Genomic DNA, 24,062 nt, shown 5'->3' on the forward strand with positions numbered 1-24,062 from the left:
TACCGGACAATAGTTCGTAGCCCCTTATTTTTCTGCCTTGAATGTCAGCGCGATCAGGCTCTTCGCCTCTTAATGTATCTTCCCACAAGGTCCTTGTAGCCGGGCCAATCAAAATCCGGTTATTTATGTAAAGCTTGCTTTACATATCTCATAAGGTGGTCAATGATGGAAAGTAGGCTTTACATCAGGAGCATTACATGTCCCGGTATCACTATGAGTTAGGCGCTGCACTTATTCTTTACGCGATCGTTTTGGTAGCTTCGTTGACGCTGTTACACCATCTTGAAGACGCTAGCCTTGTCGTACGCACTACGGTTTCGTTATTGCCCATCGCCCCGGCCGGGTTGATGTGTTGGGCGATCGTCCGGCAGCTTCGCCGCCTTGATGAGATGCACCTGCGCATCCAGCTTGAAGCGCTCGGCTTTGCCTTTGCAGCTTCCGCCCTGCTGACCTTCAGTTATGGGTTTCTTGAAAACGTAGGTTTTCCCCATATCAGCTGGCACATGGTGTGGCCAATCATGGGACTCATGTGGATGATAGGGCTGAGAATAGCGACGCTACGTTACCGATGAAAAACAGACTCAAGGAGCTGCGCGCCGAACGTAACTGGTCCCAGGCCGATCTCGCCTCGCAGCTCGACGTTTCCCGACAAACCATCAACGCCATCGAAAACGGCCGCTACGATCCTAGCCTGCCACTGGCTTTTCAGATAGCACGGATTTTTGCCTTGCCTATCGAGGCAATCTTTGATGATGAACAATAAAAGTTACTAACATATTCAGACATGAGTGTATTTTCATGGCCTAAATGGCTTCGAGTGTCTCAAGCGCAGCCAGCCATTGAGCTTTAATCTCAGGCTAACTGCCGCCTGGCCTGCTATGCGCAAGGATCATGTGATGCGGTAGCTCAAAATTCTTGTGCGACTTGAGCGACATTTACGCTGTCTGATTGAGACATAACCGGCAGGCTTTAGCAGGCCCAATCGCCCATTCAGAAAGGGGCTGGTTGGATAAAGGTTGTATCTGCACCAAAATCCCCTTCGAGGATATAGCGATCCTTACAGCATGAAACTGACTCTATTTCCCCAAAAGTGGCGAAACCATCAGATCCAGTTCCATTGATGTGCCTAACACCTGAGTTAAGCCGCGCTACGAAGCGGCGTCGGCTTGGACACTTGTTAGCCGGCCCCAATAGGTGCATTACAAACGGGGCAATGACGGAATCGGGTATTCACTCGGGTGGTGGAAGATTTTTGACGTTTTGAGTCCCAGCATGCTGGGCAGTAGAGACCACTATCGGCCTCAAAGATATAGCAGCCCCACTTTCTTCCAGTGGGTTTTTCATCAACGGGCTGTGATGTCTGTTTTAGCAGATCATTTTCTTCTTGGAGCTGAGCGATGCGCTCTTTAAGAGAGGCAGCTTCCAACTTTAGGTCAGCAAGTTCGCTCGAAAGATCAGCTAGCAGATTTTTGAATTCGGCATCTTCAATATTTTTTGAGATTTCACGGAGCCGCTTCGTCAGGCTAAGTGACGTACTTATTGTTGAGATAATATCCATGAGCTCTTCCTTGATAGAATAACGTTTGGTTGAGGGGCGGGCTAGCCCGTCCCAGAGAGGGCAGCGAACGAGTCGAACTACTTGTTAGCGCGTCACCACTCGAATACTAGTTCGTACGCACCACGCGCATCTTTCATCTCGAAAGATCTTTGGCTCAACTCTTGAACATTTTGGTACTTTGAGTTCGCTTTTCCATACAAGCCCATTTCCCTGTATCCCTTGTATCCGAAATCTTCCCAAAATATATTCACATCCACCGAGTCGTGCTGAATCACGAGTTGGCACCCGACCACTTCACCATCGACCTTCGTTCGTCCACCCACGGTCGCCGTGACGGTAAATTCGCCGTGGAAACTTCCAGCATTTCGGTCATCACTAAGATTCTTAATTAGTTCGCACAGATAGTGCGTTCCATCTACATAGTCCACTTAACTGCACTCCTTGATCTATTTAGCGCTAACGCTGTGCTCTGGGACAAACCGAAGCGAAGCGTAGGTTTGTCCCTAGCAGCACTTTGTTAGCCATTACCTGCGCCTCGGCAACATGAGCGGATTGCTTACCCGCCAGTTATAACTCGGAAATTCGCACATATACCATTCAATTGCAATTCGAGCAAAAGTTCGAAATTCTTCATCATTCCATAAATCAACTATTAGATCTCTGCTTAGTCTTTGAATTTGTTTAGAGCCTTGATATACCCAACCCAAATAGGAATCTAATTTAGGCTGACTTTTACCCTTGAAATGGCCATGAGGTATAGATGGATGAAAATCGCAGTCATACTGATGAAAGACCCAGTCATTTAAACCCTTTTTTCTCGATAGAAACTGGAAGTAGCCTTTCTTGTCTCTTCTCAAGCCCGGCTGGGCTCCATCTTCGCCTGATTTGTTCAAGTCTGATGGAGATGAACCGTTATCACGCTCATCATTTTCGAGAGACCAAACCTCGTCGCTATTCCACTCCTCTACAAGAAGGATTCTTGTCGCTTGCGCGTAGACTGGATCGCTTGGCTCACACATGTTTTTTAGTGCCAGCATTCTCTCAAGGTAATGGGTCCAACTAAGTTTCTCAGTATGAAAGTAAAATCGAGATAGCTCAAAATAGAGCTCGGATGCTTCTCTTTCCAGATAAATCAACAGGAGTCTCCTTTTGGCTAACGTCGCATTAAGCGGCTAGTCCGCTGCAATGCCTTGTTAGGCTTAATTATTACGGGTGTAAAACCCTTCTGTATAGCAAGCTTCTTAATGTCTTTAGGCCTAGGCTCATTGGGCTTTTTCCACTTTTCTTTGAGACCGCCACCGATTGCGCTGTCTAAATCGAACACTAACTGAGAGCAAAAGTGTTTACTCAGGTCAATCAACCACCTCTCTGGCACGCCTAGCTTTCTAAAAATCCTGTTTGATTTAACGGGATTGGCTGAGATATATAGAAGCCCCATCGGCACAAGCATTGCCGCAATAAAAAAGCTTATATATAGCCATTGACCAGTTAATGAAAGGAAACATGTCAGCACAATTAATACAAGCAAGCCAAAATTAAATCCAAACTGGCTCAGGCCAGAGTTCAATGTTCTTAACAAATTATAGGGCGAGCCTTGCTTTTGATTAATACCTTCTATTAGTTTAACTAATTGTTCTTCTGTTAAAGGTGTCGGTCTTTCCAGAAGTAATACTCGACTATTGTTGTCAACAAATGAATCTAAAGACACTGGCAATACTCCAGCAGGAGTTGCCTCTATAATTTTCTGGTCAGAGATGGCGAGCGCTGCATGGCTAAACCTACTCCTTGTAGAAAGCCTAATTCCCCAGCTCGTCGCCGTACAAGCGGAAGAGACTAAGATGTCGCCTGCTTTCATAGATCTCCCTTATATTCCTTATGAGCCTAACTTTTAGTTAAGGGCTGGGCTTTAGCCCGTCCCAGTGAGCGAAGCGAACGGTTTGAAGGCTGTAATGGACTCTCCCTGCACCACGTTTCTTCTATAACACAGTGGTGACTGTTCGCTGGGAGAGGTGCGATGAAACGCATAGCGGTTGATTTGGCCAAGTCCGTTTACCAGGTTGCCGAGAGTGTTCAGGTCGGTCGGGTGGATCGACGCAAGCGGCTCGACTCCAGGGCATTTGCGCAATATGTACAGGAGCAGCTCGAGCCTGTCGAGTGGGTGATGGAAGCCTGTAGCACCGCTCACCATTGGGACCGGTTGATGCAGGAGAAAGGACATCGTGTCGTGCTCTTACACCCTCGTTACGTGCGCCCGTATCGGCGACGCAACAAGACGGACCGCAACGACTGTGACGCCATTCTGGAAGCAGCGCGCTGCCAGGAAATCCGCCCGGTTCCGGTCAAGAGTATGCAGCAACAGCAGGTGCAGCAACTCCACAAGCTGCGCGAGGGTTGGAAGAAATCCCGTGTTCAACGCATCAACCTGTTGCGCGGCATCCTGCGTGAAGCAGGGGTTGACGCACCGAACGGCATCAAGCCTTTTCTGCGCCAGACGTGCGAGCTGATCGAGCGGCCCGAGGTACGCGCCTTGCGCGGTGCATTGCAAGTGGTGCTGGCCGAGATCAACTTATATGAACAGTCGATGCGCGAGTGCGAGGAGCAACTGGCACGCTGGCATGCCGATGACGAAATAGTCCATAAGCTCGACGAAGTCAGTGGCATTGGCCTGCTGACAGCCAGTGCTTTGAAGACCGCCGTTGGCAAGCCTGAACGTTTCGCCAGCGGCCGACACCTCAGCGCCTGGCTGGGCATGACGCCGAACGAATACAGCAGTGGGGAGCGTCGCAGGCTTGGACGGATCAGTTGCAAAGGCAACGTCTACGTCCGCACTTTGCTGATTCATGGTGCGCGAGCCGCGTTATTGGCAGCTAAACGCTGCAAGGCGCGAACACCTGAGCGGCTGACTCATCTGCAGCGTTGGGCCTTGGACACCGCTGAACGCATCGGCCATAACAAGGCCGCCGTGGCATTAGCCAACAAGCTGGTAAGGATCTGCTGGGCGGTGTGGTGCCATGAGCGACGGTTCAGCGGTAACTGGCAAAGCACAAAGCCTGCCTGACGGCGAGGCTAACAATGAAGTAATGGTTCTAGTGGTTGTGGTGAGAAGCGAGACTGTCGGAACAGGCGAGTCCTGCAGCAGAGCAAGGTCGATAACAATGATGATCTTTGTGATCGCTTGAACGCTTGGCCCCTGCTGTGCGAACTACAGAATGGCCAGGGCAGTGCCCAGTAAAGGCCGGATATACGAATGCAACCGCGCTGACGACAGGATCGAAAAAGTTATCCTCATCGCTTGTTGGGAGAGCCCATATACGAATTGTTAGGCGCCACGACCGTAATGGTGTCGCCTGACTGCATCTCGATCGCGACGCCACCGCCAGCGAGTTCCTTAGCAGCCAGGACTGAACAAGACGGCCCCCACGGTTGCGTGGTCGGGACAACGAGTTCGGTGACTCCGGAAAGCGTAAGGGAGAACGGCTCTAGGTGCGACGGCGCTCCCGCAAAGTCAATGCGACAGGTACGCGCTTCCCAGTCGAGGCAGATGCCGACCAGAGTTGCATCGTGGAAATCAGTGGCTGACAAATCCATTTTCGTGACGCCTAACGATTAAGCTAAGGGGCCGGCTTTAGCCGGTCCCAGTGAGCGAAGCGAACGGTTTGAACCTGTTGTTAGGGTTGTCCAACAGCGCCTCCCCAGTTTGCATATAGCGTTTCATTGGATAGTACCCAATTCTTAAAGTGCTCAATTGCCTCGGGTAGCGAAGCGAAAGACACCAGGTCGAATTTTCCACCACGCTCAAAGTAGAAGCACTCGATCTCATCGCCATAGTTGAGAATGCAAAAGCAACAGTCTTGGGGTGTTTCGTTGATGCGGATTTGCCCCATGCGGATTCCGGCAGATTTAAGCTCGGTGGCTAGGTTTGCGAATGGCGGCATGGGAACCCTAACGTTTGGTTAAGGGGCGGGCTTTAGCCCGTCCCAGTGAGCGAAGCGAACGGTTTGAACCAGTAGTTAGGCATTGGCGCTATTTAGCATAATATTACGCAGAGCTACTTCTGCTTGGAAAGCTACGTGTTCGCTTTTGCTAGTTAAACAAGCTTTTATTGCATCAATCTCCACAGGGCCTACGGTGTTCATTTGGGCTAGTGCGCTAAGAGCGTCACATACAACAAATTCGCTGCTATCCGATAATTTCTTAGCAAAAACACTATTTAGTTCAGTGCTATTTTTGTCGATCCTAGAAAGAGCGGAGATTGAGGCTTGCCTTACGCCGAGACTATTATTTTCAGTAAGTTTAATAAGTTTATCGACAGCACATATCGACCTTTTTCCTAAAGAGCCGAGTGCGCCTACACACCAGAAGAGCACATCACCATTTTCTGATTCTAGTGCGTCTATGAGGCTAGGTATATCAACATCAGCATCGTGACTTAAACTGGCCAATGCAAGAGTGGCCGATTTTCTTTCACTCTCGTCATTAGATGTTATCCAGTGGAGCCATTTTTATGTTTGATTCATATGTCACTCGGAGAGTGCCTAACGCCGCATTCAGCGGCTTGTCCGCTGCAATGCTTTGTTAGCCTTGCGATGTTTTCTGTTTACAAAATACAAGCGCATGTCGCTCAATTTTGTTAATAATCTACCAACTACGAAGTACATAAACCAATTGTAGTATTTTGCCTCGATGACTTTTTTGTAGTCATCTCTGTAATGCTCATTTCTCCAAGCTTCAATATCATGCACAGTTATATCTGTGCAGTTAAGCGCTCCATTAAAAGCTTGCTCAAGTAGATATTCCTCCAGAGAATCTTTTGACTCCAGAGATTCTCGGGTAAGGCGAAATTTTCTAAACTTACGTATCTCATAATCTCTTGGGTATATGGGGATGGTTTCTTCTCGACCATCTTCAGTTTTCACGTCTACTATGTACTTTACTTCTGATCCGAAACACTTGTTCTTATACGTAGACCGCATTGGGTGAATTAATGCGGTCATGTGGTTCTTGAAAAAGTCCCCAATTGGGTCCCATCTTTTTATCCATTCTTTAACCACATATTTCCCATGCGAAGTCGAAAGCACTATTTGTGAACGGACTTCCTTTGAGTCTAACAAACCATTGAGCTTGATTCGTCTCATGTTTACGCTGTAGAAATCGACTGGATCATACTGTTTAGAGTAAACCTCGTATGGTTTAAGAATTTTCGGCTCTTCGTCGAAATCCTCTAACTCGATGTAATAGTTACGACCCGCCAAAAGAAAGATCTTAAATATAACCACAGGACGGTCTTTAAAGTTCTCTAAGACGATGCTGCTCACATACTTATCTTGGCAGTATGAACTTGAGCAAACCGAGTACTGCCCTCGAACATATATTCCTGACTTTCGCAAATAATTTCGAACAGCGAAAGTAAGAGCTATCAATGAAATAAATATTGCAATTAAAGAAATCAACAGTTGATAGTTCAATAATCACTCCTTTATGGCTAACGATTCAGCTAACAGGCGAGTAAAAGCGTAGCTTTTGCAAGTCCAGTGAGCGGAGCGAACGGTGTTGAGCGACTTGTTATGTTTCATTGCTAATGAGATTTTTCAGCTGGGCGATGGTAAGCCATGGCCTTGAGCGGTGCAGTATCCTATGGCAGTTTGAGCACACCATCGCTATGTCTGATATTTTGGTTTTCTGGGCTGGAAGCATTTCGCTAACTGGAATTGTATGGTGAGCCTCAATGAAGTTGAAACCTCTTTGGCCATAGGCCTTTTCGAAGTCGAAATTGCAAGCTTCACAAAAAAGACGCTTATTTTTTCTTTTAAAATGCTCTTTTGCTTGCGAGATTAACGCTGAGTTTCGCTCTCGTGCGAGATGTCTTCGCTCAACAATTTTCCCTTCAGGAAAGCCTTCTGACGAAGTTTCATGGCTTTTAAAGTCTGATTCTTCAAGATCCAGGGTCCAGAATTTTCTTTTCTTGTTGTAAGGCGTGGAGCCTAGGCTTTCGCAGTATTCAATATATTTTTGATCTAGATCGCTGTTTTCGACTAGTTTTCCAAGAAGCTTGGAAATTGCAGGGGTGGTGTCTCTTCCGTCGCCTGCGTCTTCGCTGTGAGATTGTATTGAGTTGTTGGTATAGCCAATATAACGGCTAGGGGCGAAGCGCAGTTCTTGACCAACTTTGTATGCAATAAGACACTTTCCCTTTCTTATTAAATCCGAGCAGTAAAGCTGTTCATCGTCTGTGCCTTCGCACAAATAATCCTCGAATAGTCGGAGATTTTCTATAATCTCATCTTGTGCTGTTACGACGACCATGTTTCGACCTCAAGATGGGACATAACGATTAAGCTAAGGGGCGGCGGCACGCCGTCCCAGCGAACGAAGTGAGCGATTTGAGCGCCTTGTTAGGCATAAACCACCTCGCTTGCGCGCTGCGCATATTCACCTTGCATTTCAGTAAGGCATTCTTTTAGTAGCACAGCCTCATGAGGTAGGCGCTGAGAGAACTGCGGCCAGCCCAAGAACCTCACTTTGTATGGCATTTCAACCAAGCCAGTTATGGCGTCCCAGAAAGCGTCCCAGTTAGCACCATACCAGCCCGGAAAATTTAGCGACTTCATCAGCAACGAGTGCAGTTCTTCTGCGCAAGTGATAGCTCGGAGATCGATCTCTACTAGCTGTACGCGGGGCATATGTTTTGCCTAACTATTATTAGACGTCACGTGACGGATAACACGCTGGACGAGTCTGACGCATAACCTTCCTTGTCATTTCCATTTTCCTTTCTAGAGCGGGGCTTTCCAGGGAGCAGTGACGGTATAAGCGTGTTATACATCATCCACAGGGCTGCACGGCTGCGGGAGTAAATCGAGCTCAGACATTACTCGATTCACATGGAGCGCGTCTATTACAGGTAGGTTTAATTTTCAAGCAGAAGAAACGAGATTCAGTTCATGCCCTTCGCTTACACTGATGCCTATACCAGCACTCCATGTCATAAGCATGTAGCGTCTAAGGCCAATGTCTGCTTTGCGGTTTTCCTTAAAGCGCCAGCAAGGTATCAACCAGCCGCTCGCCTATAAGTAAGTCATGCCGACTGGCGGTGCGAACCGTCTTTTAAAAAGCCTGAGGGCAGACTTAAGGCGGAGGGCAAATCATCCATAAGACGGGTGTCTCCCCTCTTCCCAGCCGCTACCTTGGCGCACATTTTTAGTTTGGAAAAGTGTGCGTCTACACATGAAATCGAAAGCCTTTCTGTATCTGGCTGTGCTGTGGCTAGCCGCCTGCAAACCTGAAGCGCCTGCCCAGGCACCTGCAGCACCGCCGGTTGAGGTGGCAGTGGTAACGCTGAAGTCACAACCTGTCCCCCTGGTTGCCGAGCTTAACGGCAGAACCGTGGCCCATATGGAGGCTGAGGTTCGCCCACAGGTGTCAGGCATCATTACACAGCGTACCTTTGAAGAAGGAACACTCGTCAAGGCTGGGCAGGTGCTCTACCGCATCGAACAGGCGCCCTACCGTGCCTCGCTCAACCAGGCCAAGGCCTCGCTGGCTAATGCCCAGGCCACGTTGCAGGCCGCCAAGCTTAAAGCCGAACGCTACAGCGATCTGATCAAGATCGAAGCCGTCTCCCAGCAGGAAGCAGACGATGCCAAGGCCAGCTATCAGCAAGCTCTGGCTACCATTGCCGAGCGCAAGGCGGCGGTTGAGTCTGCACAGATCGACCTGAATTTCACGCAGATTAAGGCACCTATTGCCGGGCGGATCAGCAAGAGCAGCATCACGCCGGGTGCTCTGGTAACTGCCAATCAGGAGACCGCGCTGGCGGTTATCCGTACGCTGGACCCTATCTACGTAGACATCACTCAATCCAGCGCCGCGCTGCTCAGGCTCAAGAAGGCCTTGGGCAATGGCGTAGCCGCTGGCAGCACCGATGTTAGCCTTCGCCTGGAGGACGGCTCGCTCTATCAACATTCAGGAGTGTTGAAATTTGCAGAGGTTGCCGTGGATCAGGAGACCGGCTCTGTCACGCTTCGCGCACTTTTCCCTAACGCTGAAGGGCTTCTTCTGCCCGGCATGTATGTGAGAGCCCTCTTGCAAGAGGCCGTTGCGCCTCAGGGACTCCTTGCGCCTCAACGAGGCATTACCCGAGATGCGAAAGGCAATGGCATGGCCCTGGTTGTAAACACCAACAACACGGTTGAAGCACGTGAAGTGGTTACAACCCAGGCTATTGGTAGCAGTTGGCTGATTCAAAGCGGATTGGCGGAAGGCGATCGCCTCATCGTTGAAGGCACCGGCAAGGTCAAGGCGGGGGCGACGGTACATGCGGTTGAGTTCAAACCGGCAGGTTCCGGTGAGGCTCGCGCCACGCAGCAGGGACAGTAGCCGATGTTTGCACATTTCTTTATCAAGCGACCGGTCTTCGCCTGGGTCATCAGTATCGTCATCATGCTTTTTGGCCTCTTGGCGATACGCACCCTTCCCATCGCCCAATACCCGGATGTGGCGCCTCCCGCTATTTCGGTCAGTGCCTCCTATTCTGGCGCCTCGGCCGAGACCATGGAGAACAGCGTTACGCAAATCCTTGAACAGCAACTCAAGGGGCTGGATGGCCTTCAATCATTTTCCTCCAGCAGCAGCTCCACAGGGCGAACCAGCATTACTGTGACCTTCAACCAGGGGGTCGATCCCGATAACGCTCAGATTCAGGTCCAGAACAAGGTTCAGCAGGCGCTTACGCGTCTTCCCTCCGAGGTACAGCGACAAGGCGTCTCGGTGACCAAGGCGCAGAATGATTTCCTGCTGATCATGGCCCTTTACGACGACACGGATCGTTCATCCTCTACGGATATTTCTGACTACATGGCCAGTAACCTGCAGGACCCTATCTCACGGGTTCCAGGTGTGGGCGATGTGCAGATTTTTGGCTCTGAATATGCCATGCGCATATGGTTAGATCCTTCGAAGCTGGCTACCTATGGATTGATGCCATCTGACGTCACGGCGGCCGTACAGGCCCAGAACACTCAGGTCTCCGCTGGGCAGATTGGTGGATTGCCTTCTCCACCGGATCAGGAACTTAACGCGACCGTTACCGCGCAATCACGGCTACGTACGCCCCAACAGTTCCGGGACATCATCCTAAAGAGCGATTCGTCAGGCGCGCATGTACACCTGGGCGATGTAGCTCGGGTGGAGCTGGGCAGTGAGAGTTACGGCATTGTCACTCGCTTGAACGGCCATCCTGCCGCGGGGCTTGCGGTAAAGCTTGCACCTGGAAGCAATGCACTTTCTACAGCCGAAGGCGTAAAGGCGCTGGCACAGGAGCTGTCCAGTAACTTTCCTGAAGGCTACCACCTGGAATTCCCGCTCGACAGCACAGAATTTATCAAGCTTTCAGTTCACGAGGTCATCAAGACGCTCTTCGAGGCGATTGCCCTTGTTGTCGTAGTGATGTTCATTTTCCTGCAGAGCTGGCGCGCAACCCTTATCCCGGCGATTTCCGTTCCGGTGGTGCTGTTAGGCACATTCGGCGTGCTATGGATTGCAGGATATTCCATCAATACGCTCACCCTGTTTGGCGTGGTGCTGTCCATTGGCCTTCTGGTAGACGACACCATTGTGGTGGTGGAAAACGTTGAGCGCCTGATGACGGAGCGCAAGCTGTCTGCCCTTGACGCCACCATGGAGTCGATGACGGAAATCAACAGTGCGTTGATCGGGATTGCCATGGTGCTGTCTGCCGTTTTTCTGCCTATGGCTTTCTTTGGCGGGTCGACAGGGGTTATCTATCGGCAGTTTTCCATCACTATCGTAGCGTCCATGGTGCTGTCGGTGTTTATTGCACTGACACTCACACCCGCCCTGTGCGCAACATTACTCAAGCCAGCCGAGCATCAGGCGCAGTCTGGTTTCTTCGGCTGGTTCAACCGCACCTTCAACAAGAACCTCAACCGCTATGAGCATGGGGTGACGGGTGTACTCAAACGCCCGGTACGGTTCATGCTCATTTATGGATGCTTGGGTGCCGTACTGGTCGTGCTGTATATGCGTTTACCCAGCGGCTTTCTGCCTACCGAAGACCAGGGCTCGAACATGGTGCAGTTTACCTTGCCGGTCGGAGCCTCCCAGAAGCGCAGTCTGGAGGTTGGCAAGACCATTGAGCGCCACTATCTGGAAACCGAAAAGGACAACACCAAAGCAATTTTTACCATTGTCGGATTTGGCTTTGGCGGAAGCGGCCAGAATACGGGCCTTGCGTTTGTTGCCCTTAAAGATTGGAGCGAGCGCACCGATGAAAAAGATCGGGCCGATAGTATTTCTAATCGCGCCATGGCCACCTTTTACCGTTCCCGCGATGCGCAGATCTACGCCCTGACGCCACCTGCGATCCAGGGCCTGGGCCAATCGTCTGGCTTCACGTTCCAGCTACAGGCATCAGCCACAACGGACCGTGCTCAGCTCCTGGGCTTTCGTAATCAGCTGTTAGGGCTGGCCGCAGCAGAGCCGTCCCTGGCCGCAGTTCGCCCAAGCGGCCTGGAAGAAACTCCACAGCTCAAAATCGACATTGATCAATCCAAGGCGGTTTCCAGCGGGCTAGCGTTGAGTGATATCAACTCGACGTTAAGTGCCGCCTGGGGCAGTACCTATATCAATGACTTTATCGACCGGGGTCGCGTCAAGCGGGTGTACATGCAGGGTGACGCCCCGTTTCGCTCGCAGCCTGATGATTTGTACCAGTGGTATGTGCGTGGTCAGTCCAACGCGATGACACCTTTCTCGGCCTTTGCCACTACGCATTGGGAGCGCGGCCCGGACAACCTTGAACGCTTCAACGGCCTTGCCTCATACGCGATTCAGGGTCAGGGTGCTCCGGGTGTCAGCTCGGGTGAAGCCATGGACACCATGGAGCGCTTGGCCAGCCAGTTGCCCCAGGGTACAACCTTTGCCTGGAGCGACCTGTCCTATCAGGAGCGCGAATCCAGCGGGCAGGCCATTCGCCTTTATGCCCTGTCCATCCTGATTGTTTTCCTCTGCCTGGCAGCCCTCTACAACAGCTGGTCGATTCCCTTCTCAGTGCTCATGGTCATTCCGCTGGGTATTGTCGGCACCATTCTCGCGGCTACCTTGCGAGGGCTGGAAAACGATGTGTTTTTCCAGGTTGCGCTCATTACCACCATTGGCCTGGCTTCCAAGAACGCTATTCTGATCGTCGAGTTTGCCGAGGCGGCCGAGCAGCGTGGGCTCTCCATCTGGAATGCTGCGCTTGAGGGTGCTCGCTTGAGACTTCGCCCGATCGTTATGACCTCGCTGGCCTTCATGGCAGGTGTGCTGCCTCTGGCCGTTGCTACCGGTGCAGGTGCCAACAGCCGCATCTCCATTGGCACCGGCATCATTGGCGGTACGCTCACCGCAACAGTGCTTGCGATCTTTTTCGTACCGCTGTTCTTTGTGCTCGTCCGCGGCCTCGCTATCCGCTTCCAGAAGAGCAAGACCCCATCCGTTTCGCAGGAGACACCGTGATGCGCCTGAGATGTTTAGCGCTGCTCATGCCGATGGCTCTGTTTGGCTGCACCCTCGCTCCCACTTATGAGCGACCCGCCGCCCCGGTTCCTTCGACGTGGCCGCAGGGAACTGGCTACACGCCCTCTGTACAAGCCTTTGTGCCAACCACTTGGGAAGCGCTTGTGCTGGATGCCGATCTACGATCCGTTATAACGCTTGCGCTAGCCAATAACCGGGACTTGCGCAAAGCGGCAGCCAATATCGAGTCGGCTCGGGCGCAGTATCGTCTGCAGCGCTCCGAACTCTGGCCCCAGTTAAACGCCAGCACCAATGCTTCACGCTCTCGTACTCAGGTAGAGACACTCGGGCAAAAGCAGACCGTCTACAGCAAAAGCGTTTCGGCAAGCGTTGGGCTTAGCGCCTATGAGCTGGATTTGTTTGGACGCGTGCGGAGCCTGTCCGAATCAGCGCAGCAGAGTTTGCTGGCTACAGAAGAGGCTTCCCGCGCCACCTATATCAGCTTGATCGCGGAAACAGCCAATGCCTACCTGACGCTCGCCTCTGACCGGGCGCAACTGAGGATCTCGGAGGAAACGCTGGAAAGCGCGGGTCGCACGGTCAGTCTGATCCAGGGGCGGCTCTCGGCAGGCATCGCCTCCCGTGTAGACTTGCGGCAGGCCCAGACGATCTATGAACAGGCACGCGCGGATATTGCCAACTACCGGACGCTTGTTGCTCAGGACCGCAATGCACTGGAATTATTGGTCGGGCAGACACTGGATGATGCGGTGCTACCCCAACCATTAGCAGCAGATAACCCATTGTTTGCAGAGGTCTCGCCTGGACTGTCTTCCGATGTCCTGCTCAGGCGCCCGGATGTGCTTCAGGCCGAACATAACCTGTTGGCAGCCAATGCCAATATCGGGGCTGCTCGGGCAGCATTCTTTCCACAGCTGAGCCTTACTTCCTCTGTAGGCTTGAGCAGTCATGGATTGTCATCGCTGTTTTCAAGCGCCAACAAGGTCTGGTCATTCATGCCCTCTGTTAGCGTCCCGATCTTTACCGGCGGCGCCAATACAGCCAATCTGAACTACAGCAAGGCCCAGCGGGACTATTACGTCGCTGACTATGAGCAAAGCATCCAGACCGCTTTTCGTGAGGTAGCTGACGCGCTGGCCAAGCGCGGCACACTGGAGGAGCAACTTTCTGCGCAGGCGGCCCTGCTGGAGGCTGCCAGCGAAAGCTACCAGCTCTCGGATGCACGTTATAGACGGGGTATTGATACCTTCCTGAATGCGCTCGATGCGCAACGTACGCTCTATAGCGCCCAAAAATCGCTGGTCAATGCACGTCAAATCGCGGAGGAAAACCGCATCGAGTTGTACAGAGTGTTAGGTGGTATCTGATAAACCAAGGCCCGGCCGAATACCGGGCTGGGCCTTTACTAGACTGCGCTTTCAGGACCCATGATGCGTCATCAATCCTTGCTTCCAGGCGAAGGCAACGGCTTCTGTACGATCAGCCAAGTCGAGTTTGGAGAGCAGGCTGCTAATATGGGACTTCACTGTTTTCTCACTAATATTTAGTGCAGTAGCAATGCGCACGTTACTGCCCCCAGAGGCAAGCTCGCGAAGCACATCAAGTTCACGCTCGGTCAGCTCCTTGAAGGGATCGACCTTGGGCTCGCGAATTCCCCTGACCACTTTGAGAAGCTTCGACGCGATAAAGGGATGAATAATGACCTCACCTCGCGCGATCCGGCGGATCATATCAATCAGCTCATCACCCAGCATCGTCTTGACCAGAAAGGACTGAGCGCCTGCCTCGATGGCAGCAAAGGCCAACTCATCTTCTTCGGTAGAACTCAGGACAGCTATCTGGCTACCCGGACTTACCTCCAGCAGTCGCTTGATGGTTTCCACACCGCTCAACCCTGGCATCATCAAATCCAGCAAGACAAGCTCCGGCTTGGACGCCTGAGCGAGCTCAATCGCTGTCTGCCCATCTCCCGCCTCGCCTATCACATCGAACTCGCCGGTAATGTCGAGCAGACTGCGGATACCCTGTCTGACAATGGCATGGTCATCAACCAGCAACACGGTGGTTTTCATCATTACCCTTCTGTGGGCTTAAAGGAGACTTCAACGGTGGTTCCCTGGCCGGGCTCGCTGCGAATATCAATACGCCCTTCCAAAAGCCAATGGGCTCTTTGACGCATATTGCCTAGGCCCATTCCCGAGCTGGTGTGCCCTGGATGAAAGCCTTGACCATCGTCCTCGATTTTAAGAACAAACCGCTCTCCCTGACGAACGAGGGATATCCATAGATGCGAGGCGTTGGCATGTCGAAGTGTGTTGGTTGCCCCTTCGCTGGCAATCAGGAGCAGCTCAGTTGCAACCGCATCCTCCTCATTCAACCAGTGCATCACCTCTTCCTGAATATCGACAGACCATTGGATGGCGCTGCCCTCAAGCAGGTTTGCCAGGTTCTGCTTCAAGGCGCTATCCAGACCTAGCTCGGCCACCGTAGGCGCCGAGAGGCGATGGATGACATCACTCATGTCCCGTTGAAGATGCTCAACAAGCTTGAGTGATGAGTTGGCCAACTTGCTCTGCTCGGGATGGGTACTGCACAGGCGGCGTAACAGGCTGAGCTGCAGCCCAAGGGCGAAGCACCGCTGCTTGGCGGTATCGTGCAGTTCGCGGGCCAGCCGACTGCGCTCATCCTGCGCAGCGATAGCCTGCTTGACCTCAATCACACCAGCTACCGCATCAGCCATATGATCGAATCGCTGGGCCAGCCGGCCGAACTCATCATGCCCTTCGTCATTGATACGAATATCGAGTTGGCCCTGAGCCCAGGTATTGGCTACCTGCTCGGCATGACGAATTCTATTTAGCAGGAAGAAAGCCAGCAACAGTGCGGTGCAACAATTACTGATCAGCATGTAGGGCCAAAGCCAACCAAACTGACGGCTCGTATCCGCCCAGAAGGCTTTCCATGGATCAAACCCTTCCATACCCAGAACAAGCCTATCCGCCTCTTGTGGTAGCTGAACAACCGCCGTGCTAAACCAGATATCACTGGTCGTACGCGGCTCATCGCTTTCAACCTTGATACTGTTACCCTGGCGGCTAACTGTCTGCATTCTGGCTTGAAGCGGCTCCGTCAGTTTGGCGGGGTAATGACATTGCAGCCCCTGCTCATTGCGGTACAGCGCTGCAAGACGCCCCTCCCCAAGAGACTGGCTAAAACTATTACCAGCCTTGCCTGTTAATACACCAGAACCAAAGACACGATGGACCAACAATTCAAGCAGTGCCTGGCAGCGTTCAGGCGTAGCGGCGGCTTGCAACAGCTCAGCCACCACCCTGCCCTCTACCGCAACACGGTCGTGCAATTTATCTTCACTTAGCGCCTCTTTAAGCTCAACCTGACTTTTCCAGGTACCGAAGCCGATGATTGCAACTGTAGAAGAACCAGAGATCACGAACAGACTGACAAAAAATTTGATGAACAGTCCGCCTAGCCATCGCTTGGGCGTGAATAACGAGGCGAGCTTGGAAAGAGTAAGCAAGGAGGGCGTGAATCCTGATCATCGGGTTATATGATCATTTTGCCATGAACCCTTCGGCAACGCCTGCAGCCTATCTGCCGGATTATGAAGACTAAGATCGGAAAGCCCACCCCTCTATGGTTTGATACGTCAGGCCTTACCGTCAAATGTGGAATGAATAAGACTCTATGTTTCTCTTTTGCTGCCGCAGGTAATCATGAAGACTCTGCTGTTAGGATTGATGATTCTCGGCCGTACGTGCCAACCCACAGAGGCGGCCTGTCAGCGAAATGCCGCTGACTTTAACTATCCCTCTCAGCGGCTGGATGAAGCGATACAGCAACTTGCCCATAGCACCGGCTGCCCTGTTACTGTAGACCTCGCCCGTTTCGCCGACCGTAAAGTGCCTGCTCTTCACGGTCGCTATACGCCTGAAGAAGCCTTATGGCAGCTGATCAAGGGAACGGGGCTCGAGGGTTACCCTACGGCTGAGGGATTGGAAGCGAACACTCGCGAACAGGATGCCGTCGGGGTCAGGGCAAAGGCTGTACGTAACCTCATCAATGCTAACAACGGCTCGATTACCAAGGCCAAACAGAAGCATTACGAACAGCAAATCAAGGAAGTAGAAACCAGCGCAGCGGACCTGGCTCGCCAGCAGGGTTTTATCAGTGCCGGGGAGCGCAGCTCGTTTCATCGCAGCCTGGACGGGATGCTCAATGAACTGAAGCGCTAGGTCATCTAGCCTATCCAGGTCGCTTTGAGAGCAGGCGGCTGACTTCTATTTCAGACGCCTGCGGGCCTATAGGGAGAGAAGGCTGCTTAGGACTTTTTACCCAAGCGGCCTTTGATCAACCTGCCAAGACGCTATCGACCAGTGCTTTGGCCTCTTCCTGAATGCGCTTGAGGTGCGCTTCACCCTCAAAGCTTTCAGCATAGATTTTGTAGACGTCTTCAGTACCGGAAGGACGTGCTGCAAACCAGCCGTTTTCAGTCACAACTTTGAGGCCGCCGATCGCTGCACCATTGCCAGGCGCCTCGGTCAGGATCTGTGTAATCGGCTGACCGGCCAGCTCGCTGGCAGTTACCTGTGAAGCGGAGAGCTTGCCTAGCTTGGCTTTCTGCTCGCGATCGGCTGCAGCATCGATACGCTGATACACCGGCGAGCCAAATCGCTCGGTCAGTGCCTGATAGCGCTCACCAGGGTCCTTGCCAGTAACCGCCGTGATTTCAGCCGCCAGCAGCCCCAGGATGATACCGTCCTTATCAGTCGACCACGCACCGCCAGTCTTGCGCAGGAACGATGCGCCCGCGGACTCCTCACCACCAAAGCCAAGGCTTCCATCCATGAGGCCATCCACGAACCACTTGAAGCCCACCGGCACCTCAACAACCTTCCGATCAATACCCTGAGCCACGCGGTCGATCATGGAAGACGAAACCAGTGTTTTACCAATACCCGCGTGAGCGCTCCACTCGGGACGGTGAGTAAAGAGGTATTCGATCGCTACCGCCAAGTAATGGTTGGGATTGAGCAGCCCGGTCGAACGCGACACGATACCGTGGCGGTCATGGTCGGTATCACAGGCGAAGGACACATCGAAACGGTCCTTGTTTTCAATCAATCCAGCCATTGCATGGGGCGAGCTGCAGTCCATACGGATCTTGCCATCCCAATCCAGGCGCATGAAGCGGAAGGTAGGATCGATACGGGTCGACAGGACTTCAAGCGGCAAACCAAAACGCTCGGCAATGCGCGTCCAGTAGTGCACGCCTGCCCCGCCCAGAGGATCCACGCCAAACTTAAGGCCCGAACGCTTGATGGCTTCGATATCGATGACCTGATCAAGGCCACCCACATAGCTTTCGATAAAGTCGAATCGCTGCGTCGTTGGCGCTCTCAACGCACGGGCATAGTCCATGCGCTCCACGCCCTTCAATCCTGCCTTGAGCAGCGCATTCGCACGCTCCTGAATCCACTTGGTTACGTTGGTATCGGCCGGACCACCATTGGTGGGGTTGTATTTGAATCCACCATCGGCAGGCGGATTGTGTGAAGGCGTAATGACAATACCGTCAGCCAGGCCGCTGGTGCGGCCTTTGTTGTATTCGAGAATGGCATTGGAGATGGCGGGCGTTGGCGTATAGCCGGGCTCGCCCTGGGTCTCAGCACAGCCTGCATCGATACGGGTCTCAACACCATTGGCAGCCAGCACTTCCAGTGCTGAAACAAAGGCAGGTTCGGACAGTGCATGGGTATCCATGCCGACAAAGAGCGGACCATTTACGCCCTGCTCTTTTCGGTAATCACAAATAGCCTGGGTAGTTGCCAGGATGTGCCACTCATTGAAGCTGACCTTCAGCGATGAACCGCGATGCCCGGATGTACCAAATGAAACCTGCTGCGCCGGATCATCAGGGTTGGGCCGTTCACTGTAATAGCGCGACACCAGGCGCGGTAGGTTGACCAGGGTATGCTCATCGGGCAGGCGTCCTGCGTTAAGGTCGATGCTCATCTGACGTTCCTTTGATGGATTGAAATTACTGCCTCAAGTAAACCATGCGGCGATTCAAGAAGCATTCGAAAGCGGTATGACACTGGTGGGTGTCATTCATTCGCGCTTCGACCCAAGCACTACCACCTAGGGTTCCCTTTTCGTTTCGCTTATGTGCTGCGGTGCTCGGAAATAAGCAGTGAAAACGGCTCGCCAAAAGAAAACCTGGCATTAGCCGGGTTTTCGATAACTGTGTTGCGTTACAGCGGATGATCTACCTCATCATCGCCAAGCGGATTATCAGGAATGATATCGGGACGCAGTGGATCGAATACGTCACTGCCAATGCCCGCATCGTCCGGCACCACAGGATCGGAGCCTTGTGCATCTAAGGGCGCATTGCTCATACGGATCTCCTCCATTTATAGCCATTAGCACCAGGCTTTGGAGGTATAAATCCACCCGTTGTTTATACCGGTCATCCGAACCTTTTGCAGCAGATTAAAGGTGGGTATAGATGTAACGGGCCGTCATCACAAGCGCTGTCACTCCAACCATAATCCCGATAAGACCAGACAATGCCAGTGCCGAAAAATGATAGAGATGACCCGGTGCACTGGCCATGATCAGTATCGCCGAAACACTGATCAACGAAACGATAGGCCCCACTGCCAGATAGCGTTTGAACACTGCCATGAACATGCCTCCCCAAGCTGCTCTGCAGACAGGCATCGTTGATAACACGGAATTATGAAGGCTATAAGTCATCACCAGACGGTTTGCCACTTGCGCCGGTCGTCAAACGACGAAAGGTATAAAGTTTTTCTGATCCCGACCGACAACGCAGCCACATCAATCAAGTAGATCCCTATGAAAAAGGTCAGCCAAACCTTGCGGACTCAAGCGTCCATCATCGAGGCCTATTGCGTTTTGGAAGAGGAAGCTCGTCAGCATCCCGAGCTACGCGTATTCCTGCCTGAACTGCTTGATCTAAACGAACAGGCCTGCACGCTCATTGAGCGCTATATGGCCAAGGCAGCTGTTAAAGCCGCCACTGAATGAATCCAGCAATCCAGCGGATGCGTTTGGGCGCGAGCCTGACATACGTGCTCACTGGCATAGCACAGGACAAAGGCTCACGAGTGATGCCATTGAAGTCAAAATCGTAGCCACCTTGAGCCGCGGTTATGGCTTACACGAAGCGAAATGCAGGCTGCCAGGGAGCGTCTATAGTGTCTGGGCACATAATAAAAAGGACGCCTCATGACTGTTATGCTCCGCCGCGCCACGTGCTCTCTTTCATTGGCAATCGCTTTTGCCTTTTCTACCGCTTCCACCGTACAGGCTGAACCTAATCACCCCGTTCAATCCCATGCCGAACAGTACAAGGAAGAAGCACTCAAGCTACTCGAGCAACTGGTAAATATTGATTCGGGCTCGGGTTATGCACCTGGTCTGATACAGGTAGGTCAGATTGCAGCTGATCAGTTGAAACAGCTGGGCGCTACGATCGAGACTGTTCCAAACTCTCCACCTGATGACAGTCATCACATCGTTGCCACGCTTAAAGGCACAGGCAAGGCCAAAATCTTGCTGATGGCGCATATGGATACCGTTTTCAAAGAAGGCTCAGCCAAGGAGCGGCCTTTCCATATAAAGGATGGGCGAGCCTACGGACCCGGCGTGATGGACGATAAGGGCGGAATCGTAGCGGGCATCTATGCGCTCAAGATATTGAAAGACCTCAACTTCAAGGATTACGCTCAGATTACCTTTTTGCTCGATGCCAGCGAGGAAACCGGTTCCGATGCTGCTACTCAGCTGATTCAACGGGTGGCCAGGGAGCATGACGTTACCCTTAATCTAGAGCCAGGCCGGCCTGCCGATGGCCTCGTGGCTTGGCGAAAAGGAAGCGCGACCGCAACCGTTGACGTTACCGGTAAGGCCGCTCATGCGGGCGTAGCGCCGGAGCTCGGCCGAAACGCTGCCATGGAAATCTCGCATCAGGTCCTCCAGCTTGGCAAACTGGGCGATGTCGAGAAGAAAACTACGGTCAATTTTACTGTAATCGACGCTGGCGATCGCACGAATGTCATACCTGACAGCGCGACTGCCAAGGCAGACGTCCGTGTAGCAGTTCCTGAGGAGTTTGATCGGGTCGAGCAAGACATGGCGCGCGTCTCTGCCAACAAGCTGATCCAAGAGACCGACGTGAAAACTCATCTGCATCGGGGCTTGCCGCCTATGCCTCAAACCGCCGAAACGGATAGGCTCGTGTCGATGGCTCAAAACATCTACGGTGAAATTGGCCGCAAGCTTACGATCGAGGGCAGCGGTGGCGCAGCTGACGCCAGCCTTGCTGCAGGTGTGGGCGTACCAACGCTGGATGGCTTTGGCATCGTAGGCGGCAATATCCATACGCCAGAAGAGTACGCCGAGGTGGAAAGCGTCGCGCCGAGACTTTATCTACTGGCAAGAATGATCATGGAGCTGGCGCAGCGTGATAAAGGTTAAGTCTCTCAATGAAAAGGACTTTTCATCGGACGTATACAGCACATGAGGAACGATAAGGAAGACTAGGCATCCCTTCTTATAGTCCTGTTGCAATCATGCAGGTAGATACTCAAGGCCTACGGCCTCTAAGTCAGAAAGCTCGGCGCCAGACTGCTGAGCCACATCCGATAGGAGGATGAGCGATGGATGATCTGGAACAACGCATACGTCAACGCGCCTACGAAATCTGGGAAGCCGCAGGCCGTCCGGATGGACAGGGATTTGAGCACTGGTTTCAAGCCCAGAGAGAAGTCGACTACGACACCGCAGGGGATCCGCTGTCGGGCGGAATAGAAACCAGCGTGGCGCAGCCCATGCCCAAGCCAAAGCGAAGCCGTACCAAGAAGACAGCCTGACCACAGGTCTTTGCCACTACGTAAAACGGCCAATTCTATTGGCCGTTTTATTTTAGTCGGCCTGAAATGCCTAGAGCGCTATCCACCCTACTCTTATTGGCGTTAGCCGAAAACATGTTCTGTAAGAGTGACTTCGATGAAGTAGCCTTCAGCCTGATCGCGTCATTACGTCATTAATAAATCGGTACACCTCTTTGATTCCGCAAAGGCCGCCTCGCCTGATCAATCAAGCTGCCAAACCGCCTATTCATCATAACATTAGCTCGCCACCACTAGACGTATGAGCAATGTAGGCTATAAATAATCGGGCGATCCCGGTAATAGTCATACCATTATCATGGCTTGCGCTTGAGCTATCTCTGCTGTCGGGCTTGGCGACCCTGCCTTATGAGGTCACCCGTCTTGCAGGGTTCGGCTTGAGGAGCTGCAGTTATGGGCCGTTTTCTTCAGCCTCTAAATCTGTGGCTCACACTGCTCGATAACAACCTGTGTTCTTGCTAATAACAACAACGGAGAAACACCATGGTTCTAGAACTGTGTGCTCAGGTAAGGCGTCTCAAGCGCAACCTTACCAATGCCGCCTGGTTTTCCCTCGCGGTCGCTGTAACAGTATTGATCAACCCGGCCTCCTCTCTGGCGGCAACCCAGTACGATAATCCCATCATCACGCAGCGAGCCGATCCGTCTGTTTATAAGCATACCGACGGGTATTACTACATGACTTACAGCGTACCGGAGTACAACCGGATCGCACTCAGGCGCGCCAGGACTATTGCCGGTCTTGCAAAAGCCCAGGAACAGGTCATCTGGACCAAGCACGACAGTGGTGAGATGAGTACCCACGTCTGGGCACCCTGGATCGATTACAACAACGGTTCCTGGTACGTCTATTTCGCTGCCGCTCAGGAGGGCACCCCGTTCAATCACCGCATTTATGCACTGTCCAACAATACAGCCAATCCGGTAACAGGCTCAGGCTGGATGGAGCGTGGTCAGATCAAGACAAACTGGGAGTCATTCAGTATCGATACGACTACCTTTGTGCATGCAGGCAAACGTTACATCGTCTGGGCCCAGAAAGACCCGAACATCGAAGGTAACAGCAATCTCTACATTGCCGAGCTGGATGGCCCGTTGGCTATTAAAGGCAAACAGGTAATGCTATCGCAACCTGAATACGACTGGGAGAAGGTAGGTTTCTGGGTCAACGAAGCGCCTGCCGTCATGGAACATAATGGCAAGGTGTTCATTGCCTATTCGGGCAGTGCTACCGATGCGAACTACAACATGGGCCTGCTTTCCGCACCCGCCACGGCGGATCTGCTCGATCCTAGCGTATGGACCAAATCACCTGTTCCTGTCTTCAAGAGTAGCGAGCGTAACGGGATTTACGGCACAGGCAGCAATACCTTCACAACCGACCGGGATGGCACCATCCTTCACATCTATAATGCTCGCAACTACAAGGGCATCGTAGGCGATCCGCTGTACGATCCCAACAGGGCCATTTATGTGCAACCGCTCAGCTGGGATTCCAATGGCAATCCAGTCTTTGGTGTTCCAACAGGCGCAGACAAGCCAGTGACGCTGGTCAACCAAAACAGCAGCAAGTGCTTGAATGTAAAAAACGCTAGCCTGGAGGCTGGTATACGAGTCGAACAGACCTCGTGTGATCACACACAAAATGCTCAACGCTGGCATATGATCAACCTGAAGAATGGCTTCTATGAGGTGCTGAGCGTCAACAGCGGCAAAGTGCTTACCGCACCGGCCTCGGTCAACGACTCCCCCCTCTCACAGGAGACATGGCAAAACCTTCATACGCAGCAGTGGCAAATGTTGCCTGGTGCATCAACCTGGTTCCGCTTGGTCAACCGGTCGAGCGGCAAGGTGCTGAATGTACCCGGATGCAAAGTTGGCGATGGCGTTGACGTCGATCAGAGCCAGTGGATGAAGAACGGCTGCCAGCACTGGTCAGCTGTACCCTGAGCAGAACTTTTCAAGGCATAGACATGGACGTCTTGCCCTATAGCCTGCTTCTTTCCTGG

The 24,062-nt window shown here is 52.5% G+C and carries 26 protein-coding genes; 11 read left to right on the forward strand and 15 right to left on the reverse strand.

The genetic code is table 11. The features are described 5' to 3' along the window. Positions 1–197: 197 nt before the first annotated feature. Together JQR86_RS22230 and JQR86_RS22235 are read left to right on the forward strand one after the other, a co-directional pair. Entirely contained in the window at positions 198–572 is a 375-nt protein-coding gene (locus JQR86_RS22230; protein WP_434155092.1) for a hypothetical protein, read from the forward strand. Further along, positions 569–763: a helix-turn-helix transcriptional regulator gene (locus JQR86_RS22235; RefSeq protein ID WP_074829234.1), complete on the forward strand. Its 195-nt coding sequence runs from the start codon at positions 569–571 to the stop codon at positions 761–763. The genes JQR86_RS22230 and JQR86_RS22235 overlap by 4 nt, the downstream gene beginning before the upstream one ends. Positions 764–1,177: 414 nt before the next feature. Here JQR86_RS22235 and JQR86_RS22240 read toward each other — a convergent pair whose 3' ends face one another. The 4 genes from JQR86_RS22240 to JQR86_RS22255 all read right to left on the reverse strand — a co-directional run bounded on the left by JQR86_RS22240 (position 1,178) and on the right by JQR86_RS22255 (position 3,413). Next, positions 1,178–1,558, reverse strand: coding sequence for a hypothetical protein (locus JQR86_RS22240; protein ID WP_407363528.1), 381 nt, complete (start codon positions 1,556–1,558; stop codon positions 1,178–1,180). A 92-nt stretch (positions 1,559–1,650) separates the two neighbouring features. After that, a complete protein-coding gene (locus tag JQR86_RS22245; protein ID WP_407363529.1) occupies positions 1,651–1,986 on the reverse strand; it encodes a hypothetical protein in 336 nt (111 codons plus the stop codon). 96 nt (positions 1,987–2,082) lie between these two features. After that, positions 2,083–2,694 carry a hypothetical protein gene (locus JQR86_RS22250; RefSeq protein ID WP_407363530.1) on the reverse strand — a complete coding sequence of 204 codons (612 nt, stop codon included), beginning with the start codon at positions 2,692–2,694 and terminating at the stop codon, positions 2,083–2,085. Between the two features lie 17 nt (positions 2,695–2,711). Next, positions 2,712–3,413, reverse strand: a complete 702-nt coding sequence (locus JQR86_RS22255; protein ID WP_407363531.1) for a hypothetical protein — start codon at positions 3,411–3,413, stop codon at positions 2,712–2,714. Positions 3,414–3,572: 159 nt separating this feature from the next. On the opposite strand from JQR86_RS22255, the gene JQR86_RS22260 reads away from it, so the two are divergent. Next, positions 3,573–4,616: an IS110 family transposase gene (locus tag JQR86_RS22260; RefSeq protein WP_407363532.1), complete on the forward strand. Its 1,044-nt coding sequence runs from the start codon at positions 3,573–3,575 to the stop codon at positions 4,614–4,616. A 227-nt stretch (positions 4,617–4,843) separates the two neighbouring features. On the opposite strand, the gene JQR86_RS22265 is transcribed toward JQR86_RS22260, so the two are convergent. The 6 genes from JQR86_RS22265 to JQR86_RS22290 form a co-directional block, all read right to left on the reverse strand. Beyond that, the gene (locus JQR86_RS22265; protein ID WP_407363533.1) at positions 4,844–5,146 is read right to left on the reverse strand and encodes a hypothetical protein; all 303 of its coding nucleotides are present in this window, start codon (positions 5,144–5,146) and stop codon (positions 4,844–4,846) included. A gap of 80 nt (positions 5,147–5,226) precedes the next feature. After that, positions 5,227–5,493 carry a hypothetical protein gene (locus tag JQR86_RS22270; protein WP_289929747.1) on the reverse strand — a complete coding sequence of 89 codons (267 nt, stop codon included), beginning with the start codon at positions 5,491–5,493 and terminating at the stop codon, positions 5,227–5,229. A 75-nt stretch (positions 5,494–5,568) separates the two neighbouring features. Further along, complete coding sequence (locus JQR86_RS22275) at positions 5,569–6,045, reverse strand: HEAT repeat domain-containing protein (protein WP_407364037.1); 477 nt, start codon at positions 6,043–6,045, stop codon at positions 5,569–5,571. Positions 6,046–6,105: 60 nt separating this feature from the next. Beyond that, entirely contained in the window at positions 6,106–7,023 is a 918-nt protein-coding gene (locus JQR86_RS22280; protein WP_407363534.1) for a hypothetical protein, read from the reverse strand. A 97-nt stretch (positions 7,024–7,120) separates the two neighbouring features. Next, positions 7,121–7,861, reverse strand: coding sequence for an HNH endonuclease (locus JQR86_RS22285; protein ID WP_150346350.1), 741 nt, complete (start codon positions 7,859–7,861; stop codon positions 7,121–7,123). Between the two features lie 89 nt (positions 7,862–7,950). Next, positions 7,951–8,238 (reverse strand): barstar family protein, encoded by a 288-nt coding sequence (locus JQR86_RS22290; protein WP_407363536.1) that lies wholly within the window; start codon positions 8,236–8,238, stop codon positions 7,951–7,953. A 544-nt stretch (positions 8,239–8,782) separates the two neighbouring features. On the opposite strand from JQR86_RS22290, the gene JQR86_RS22295 reads away from it, so the two are divergent. From JQR86_RS22295 to JQR86_RS22305, 3 genes are read left to right on the forward strand one after another with little or no spacing between them, the layout of a single operon-like run. Further along, positions 8,783–9,934 carry an efflux RND transporter periplasmic adaptor subunit gene (locus JQR86_RS22295; protein WP_434155098.1) on the forward strand — a complete coding sequence of 384 codons (1,152 nt, stop codon included), beginning with the start codon at positions 8,783–8,785 and terminating at the stop codon, positions 9,932–9,934. A 3-nt stretch (positions 9,935–9,937) separates the two neighbouring features. Next, complete coding sequence (locus JQR86_RS22300) at positions 9,938–13,072, forward strand: efflux RND transporter permease subunit (RefSeq protein ID WP_407363538.1); 3,135 nt, start codon at positions 9,938–9,940, stop codon at positions 13,070–13,072. After that, entirely contained in the window at positions 13,072–14,460 is a 1,389-nt protein-coding gene (locus tag JQR86_RS22305; RefSeq protein WP_434155100.1) for an efflux transporter outer membrane subunit, read from the forward strand. Before JQR86_RS22300 ends, JQR86_RS22305 begins: the two co-directional genes overlap by 1 nt. Before the next feature lie 51 nt (positions 14,461–14,511). On the opposite strand, the gene JQR86_RS22310 is transcribed toward JQR86_RS22305, so the two are convergent. Both JQR86_RS22310 and JQR86_RS22315 read right to left on the reverse strand, forming a co-directional pair. Next, positions 14,512–15,168 (reverse strand): response regulator, encoded by a 657-nt coding sequence (locus tag JQR86_RS22310; RefSeq protein ID WP_289929754.1) that lies wholly within the window; start codon positions 15,166–15,168, stop codon positions 14,512–14,514. Then, positions 15,168–16,631: a HAMP domain-containing sensor histidine kinase gene (locus tag JQR86_RS22315; RefSeq protein ID WP_434155102.1), complete on the reverse strand. Its 1,464-nt coding sequence runs from the start codon at positions 16,629–16,631 to the stop codon at positions 15,168–15,170. The genes JQR86_RS22310 and JQR86_RS22315 overlap by 1 nt, the downstream gene beginning before the upstream one ends. 196 nt (positions 16,632–16,827) lie before the next feature. Here JQR86_RS22315 and JQR86_RS22320 point away from each other — a divergent pair, with 196 nt between their 5' ends. Continuing rightward, positions 16,828–17,346, forward strand: a complete 519-nt coding sequence (locus tag JQR86_RS22320; RefSeq protein ID WP_434155104.1) for an STN domain-containing protein — start codon at positions 16,828–16,830, stop codon at positions 17,344–17,346. A 115-nt stretch (positions 17,347–17,461) separates the two neighbouring features. Here the strand turns inward: JQR86_RS22320 and pgm are convergent, their stop codons facing one another. The 3 genes from pgm to JQR86_RS22335 all read right to left on the reverse strand — a co-directional run bounded on the left by pgm (position 17,462) and on the right by JQR86_RS22335 (position 19,801). After that, positions 17,462–19,126: a phosphoglucomutase (alpha-D-glucose-1,6-bisphosphate-dependent) gene (gene pgm / locus JQR86_RS22325; RefSeq protein ID WP_407363543.1), complete on the reverse strand. Its 1,665-nt coding sequence runs from the start codon at positions 19,124–19,126 to the stop codon at positions 17,462–17,464. A 239-nt stretch (positions 19,127–19,365) separates the two neighbouring features. Further along, the gene (locus tag JQR86_RS22330) at positions 19,366–19,512 is read right to left on the reverse strand and encodes a hypothetical protein (protein WP_010798681.1); all 147 of its coding nucleotides are present in this window, start codon (positions 19,510–19,512) and stop codon (positions 19,366–19,368) included. A 94-nt stretch (positions 19,513–19,606) separates the two neighbouring features. Continuing rightward, positions 19,607–19,801: a hypothetical protein gene (locus tag JQR86_RS22335; protein ID WP_074829165.1), complete on the reverse strand. Its 195-nt coding sequence runs from the start codon at positions 19,799–19,801 to the stop codon at positions 19,607–19,609. Positions 19,802–19,975: 174 nt separating this feature from the next. Between JQR86_RS22335 and JQR86_RS22340 the strand changes: the two genes are divergently transcribed. The 4 genes from JQR86_RS22340 to JQR86_RS22355 all read left to right on the forward strand — a co-directional run bounded on the left by JQR86_RS22340 (position 19,976) and on the right by JQR86_RS22355 (position 24,003). Further along, positions 19,976–20,167: a hypothetical protein gene (locus JQR86_RS22340; protein WP_074829162.1), complete on the forward strand. Its 192-nt coding sequence runs from the start codon at positions 19,976–19,978 to the stop codon at positions 20,165–20,167. Positions 20,168–20,368: 201 nt separating this feature from the next. Continuing rightward, positions 20,369–21,619: a M20/M25/M40 family metallo-hydrolase gene (locus JQR86_RS22345; protein ID WP_407363544.1), complete on the forward strand. Its 1,251-nt coding sequence runs from the start codon at positions 20,369–20,371 to the stop codon at positions 21,617–21,619. Between the two features lie 182 nt (positions 21,620–21,801). Further along, positions 21,802–22,014 carry a DUF2934 domain-containing protein gene (locus JQR86_RS22350; protein ID WP_010798685.1) on the forward strand — a complete coding sequence of 71 codons (213 nt, stop codon included), beginning with the start codon at positions 21,802–21,804 and terminating at the stop codon, positions 22,012–22,014. Between the two features lie 522 nt (positions 22,015–22,536). Continuing rightward, a complete protein-coding gene (locus JQR86_RS22355) occupies positions 22,537–24,003 on the forward strand; it encodes a family 43 glycosylhydrolase (protein WP_434155107.1) in 1,467 nt (488 codons plus the stop codon). Positions 24,004–24,062: the final 59 nt, after the last annotated feature.

Source organism: Pseudomonas sp. JZ134, assembly GCF_051027695.1.
Classification (GTDB): domain Bacteria; phylum Pseudomonadota; class Gammaproteobacteria; order Pseudomonadales; family Pseudomonadaceae; genus Chryseomonas; species Chryseomonas luteola.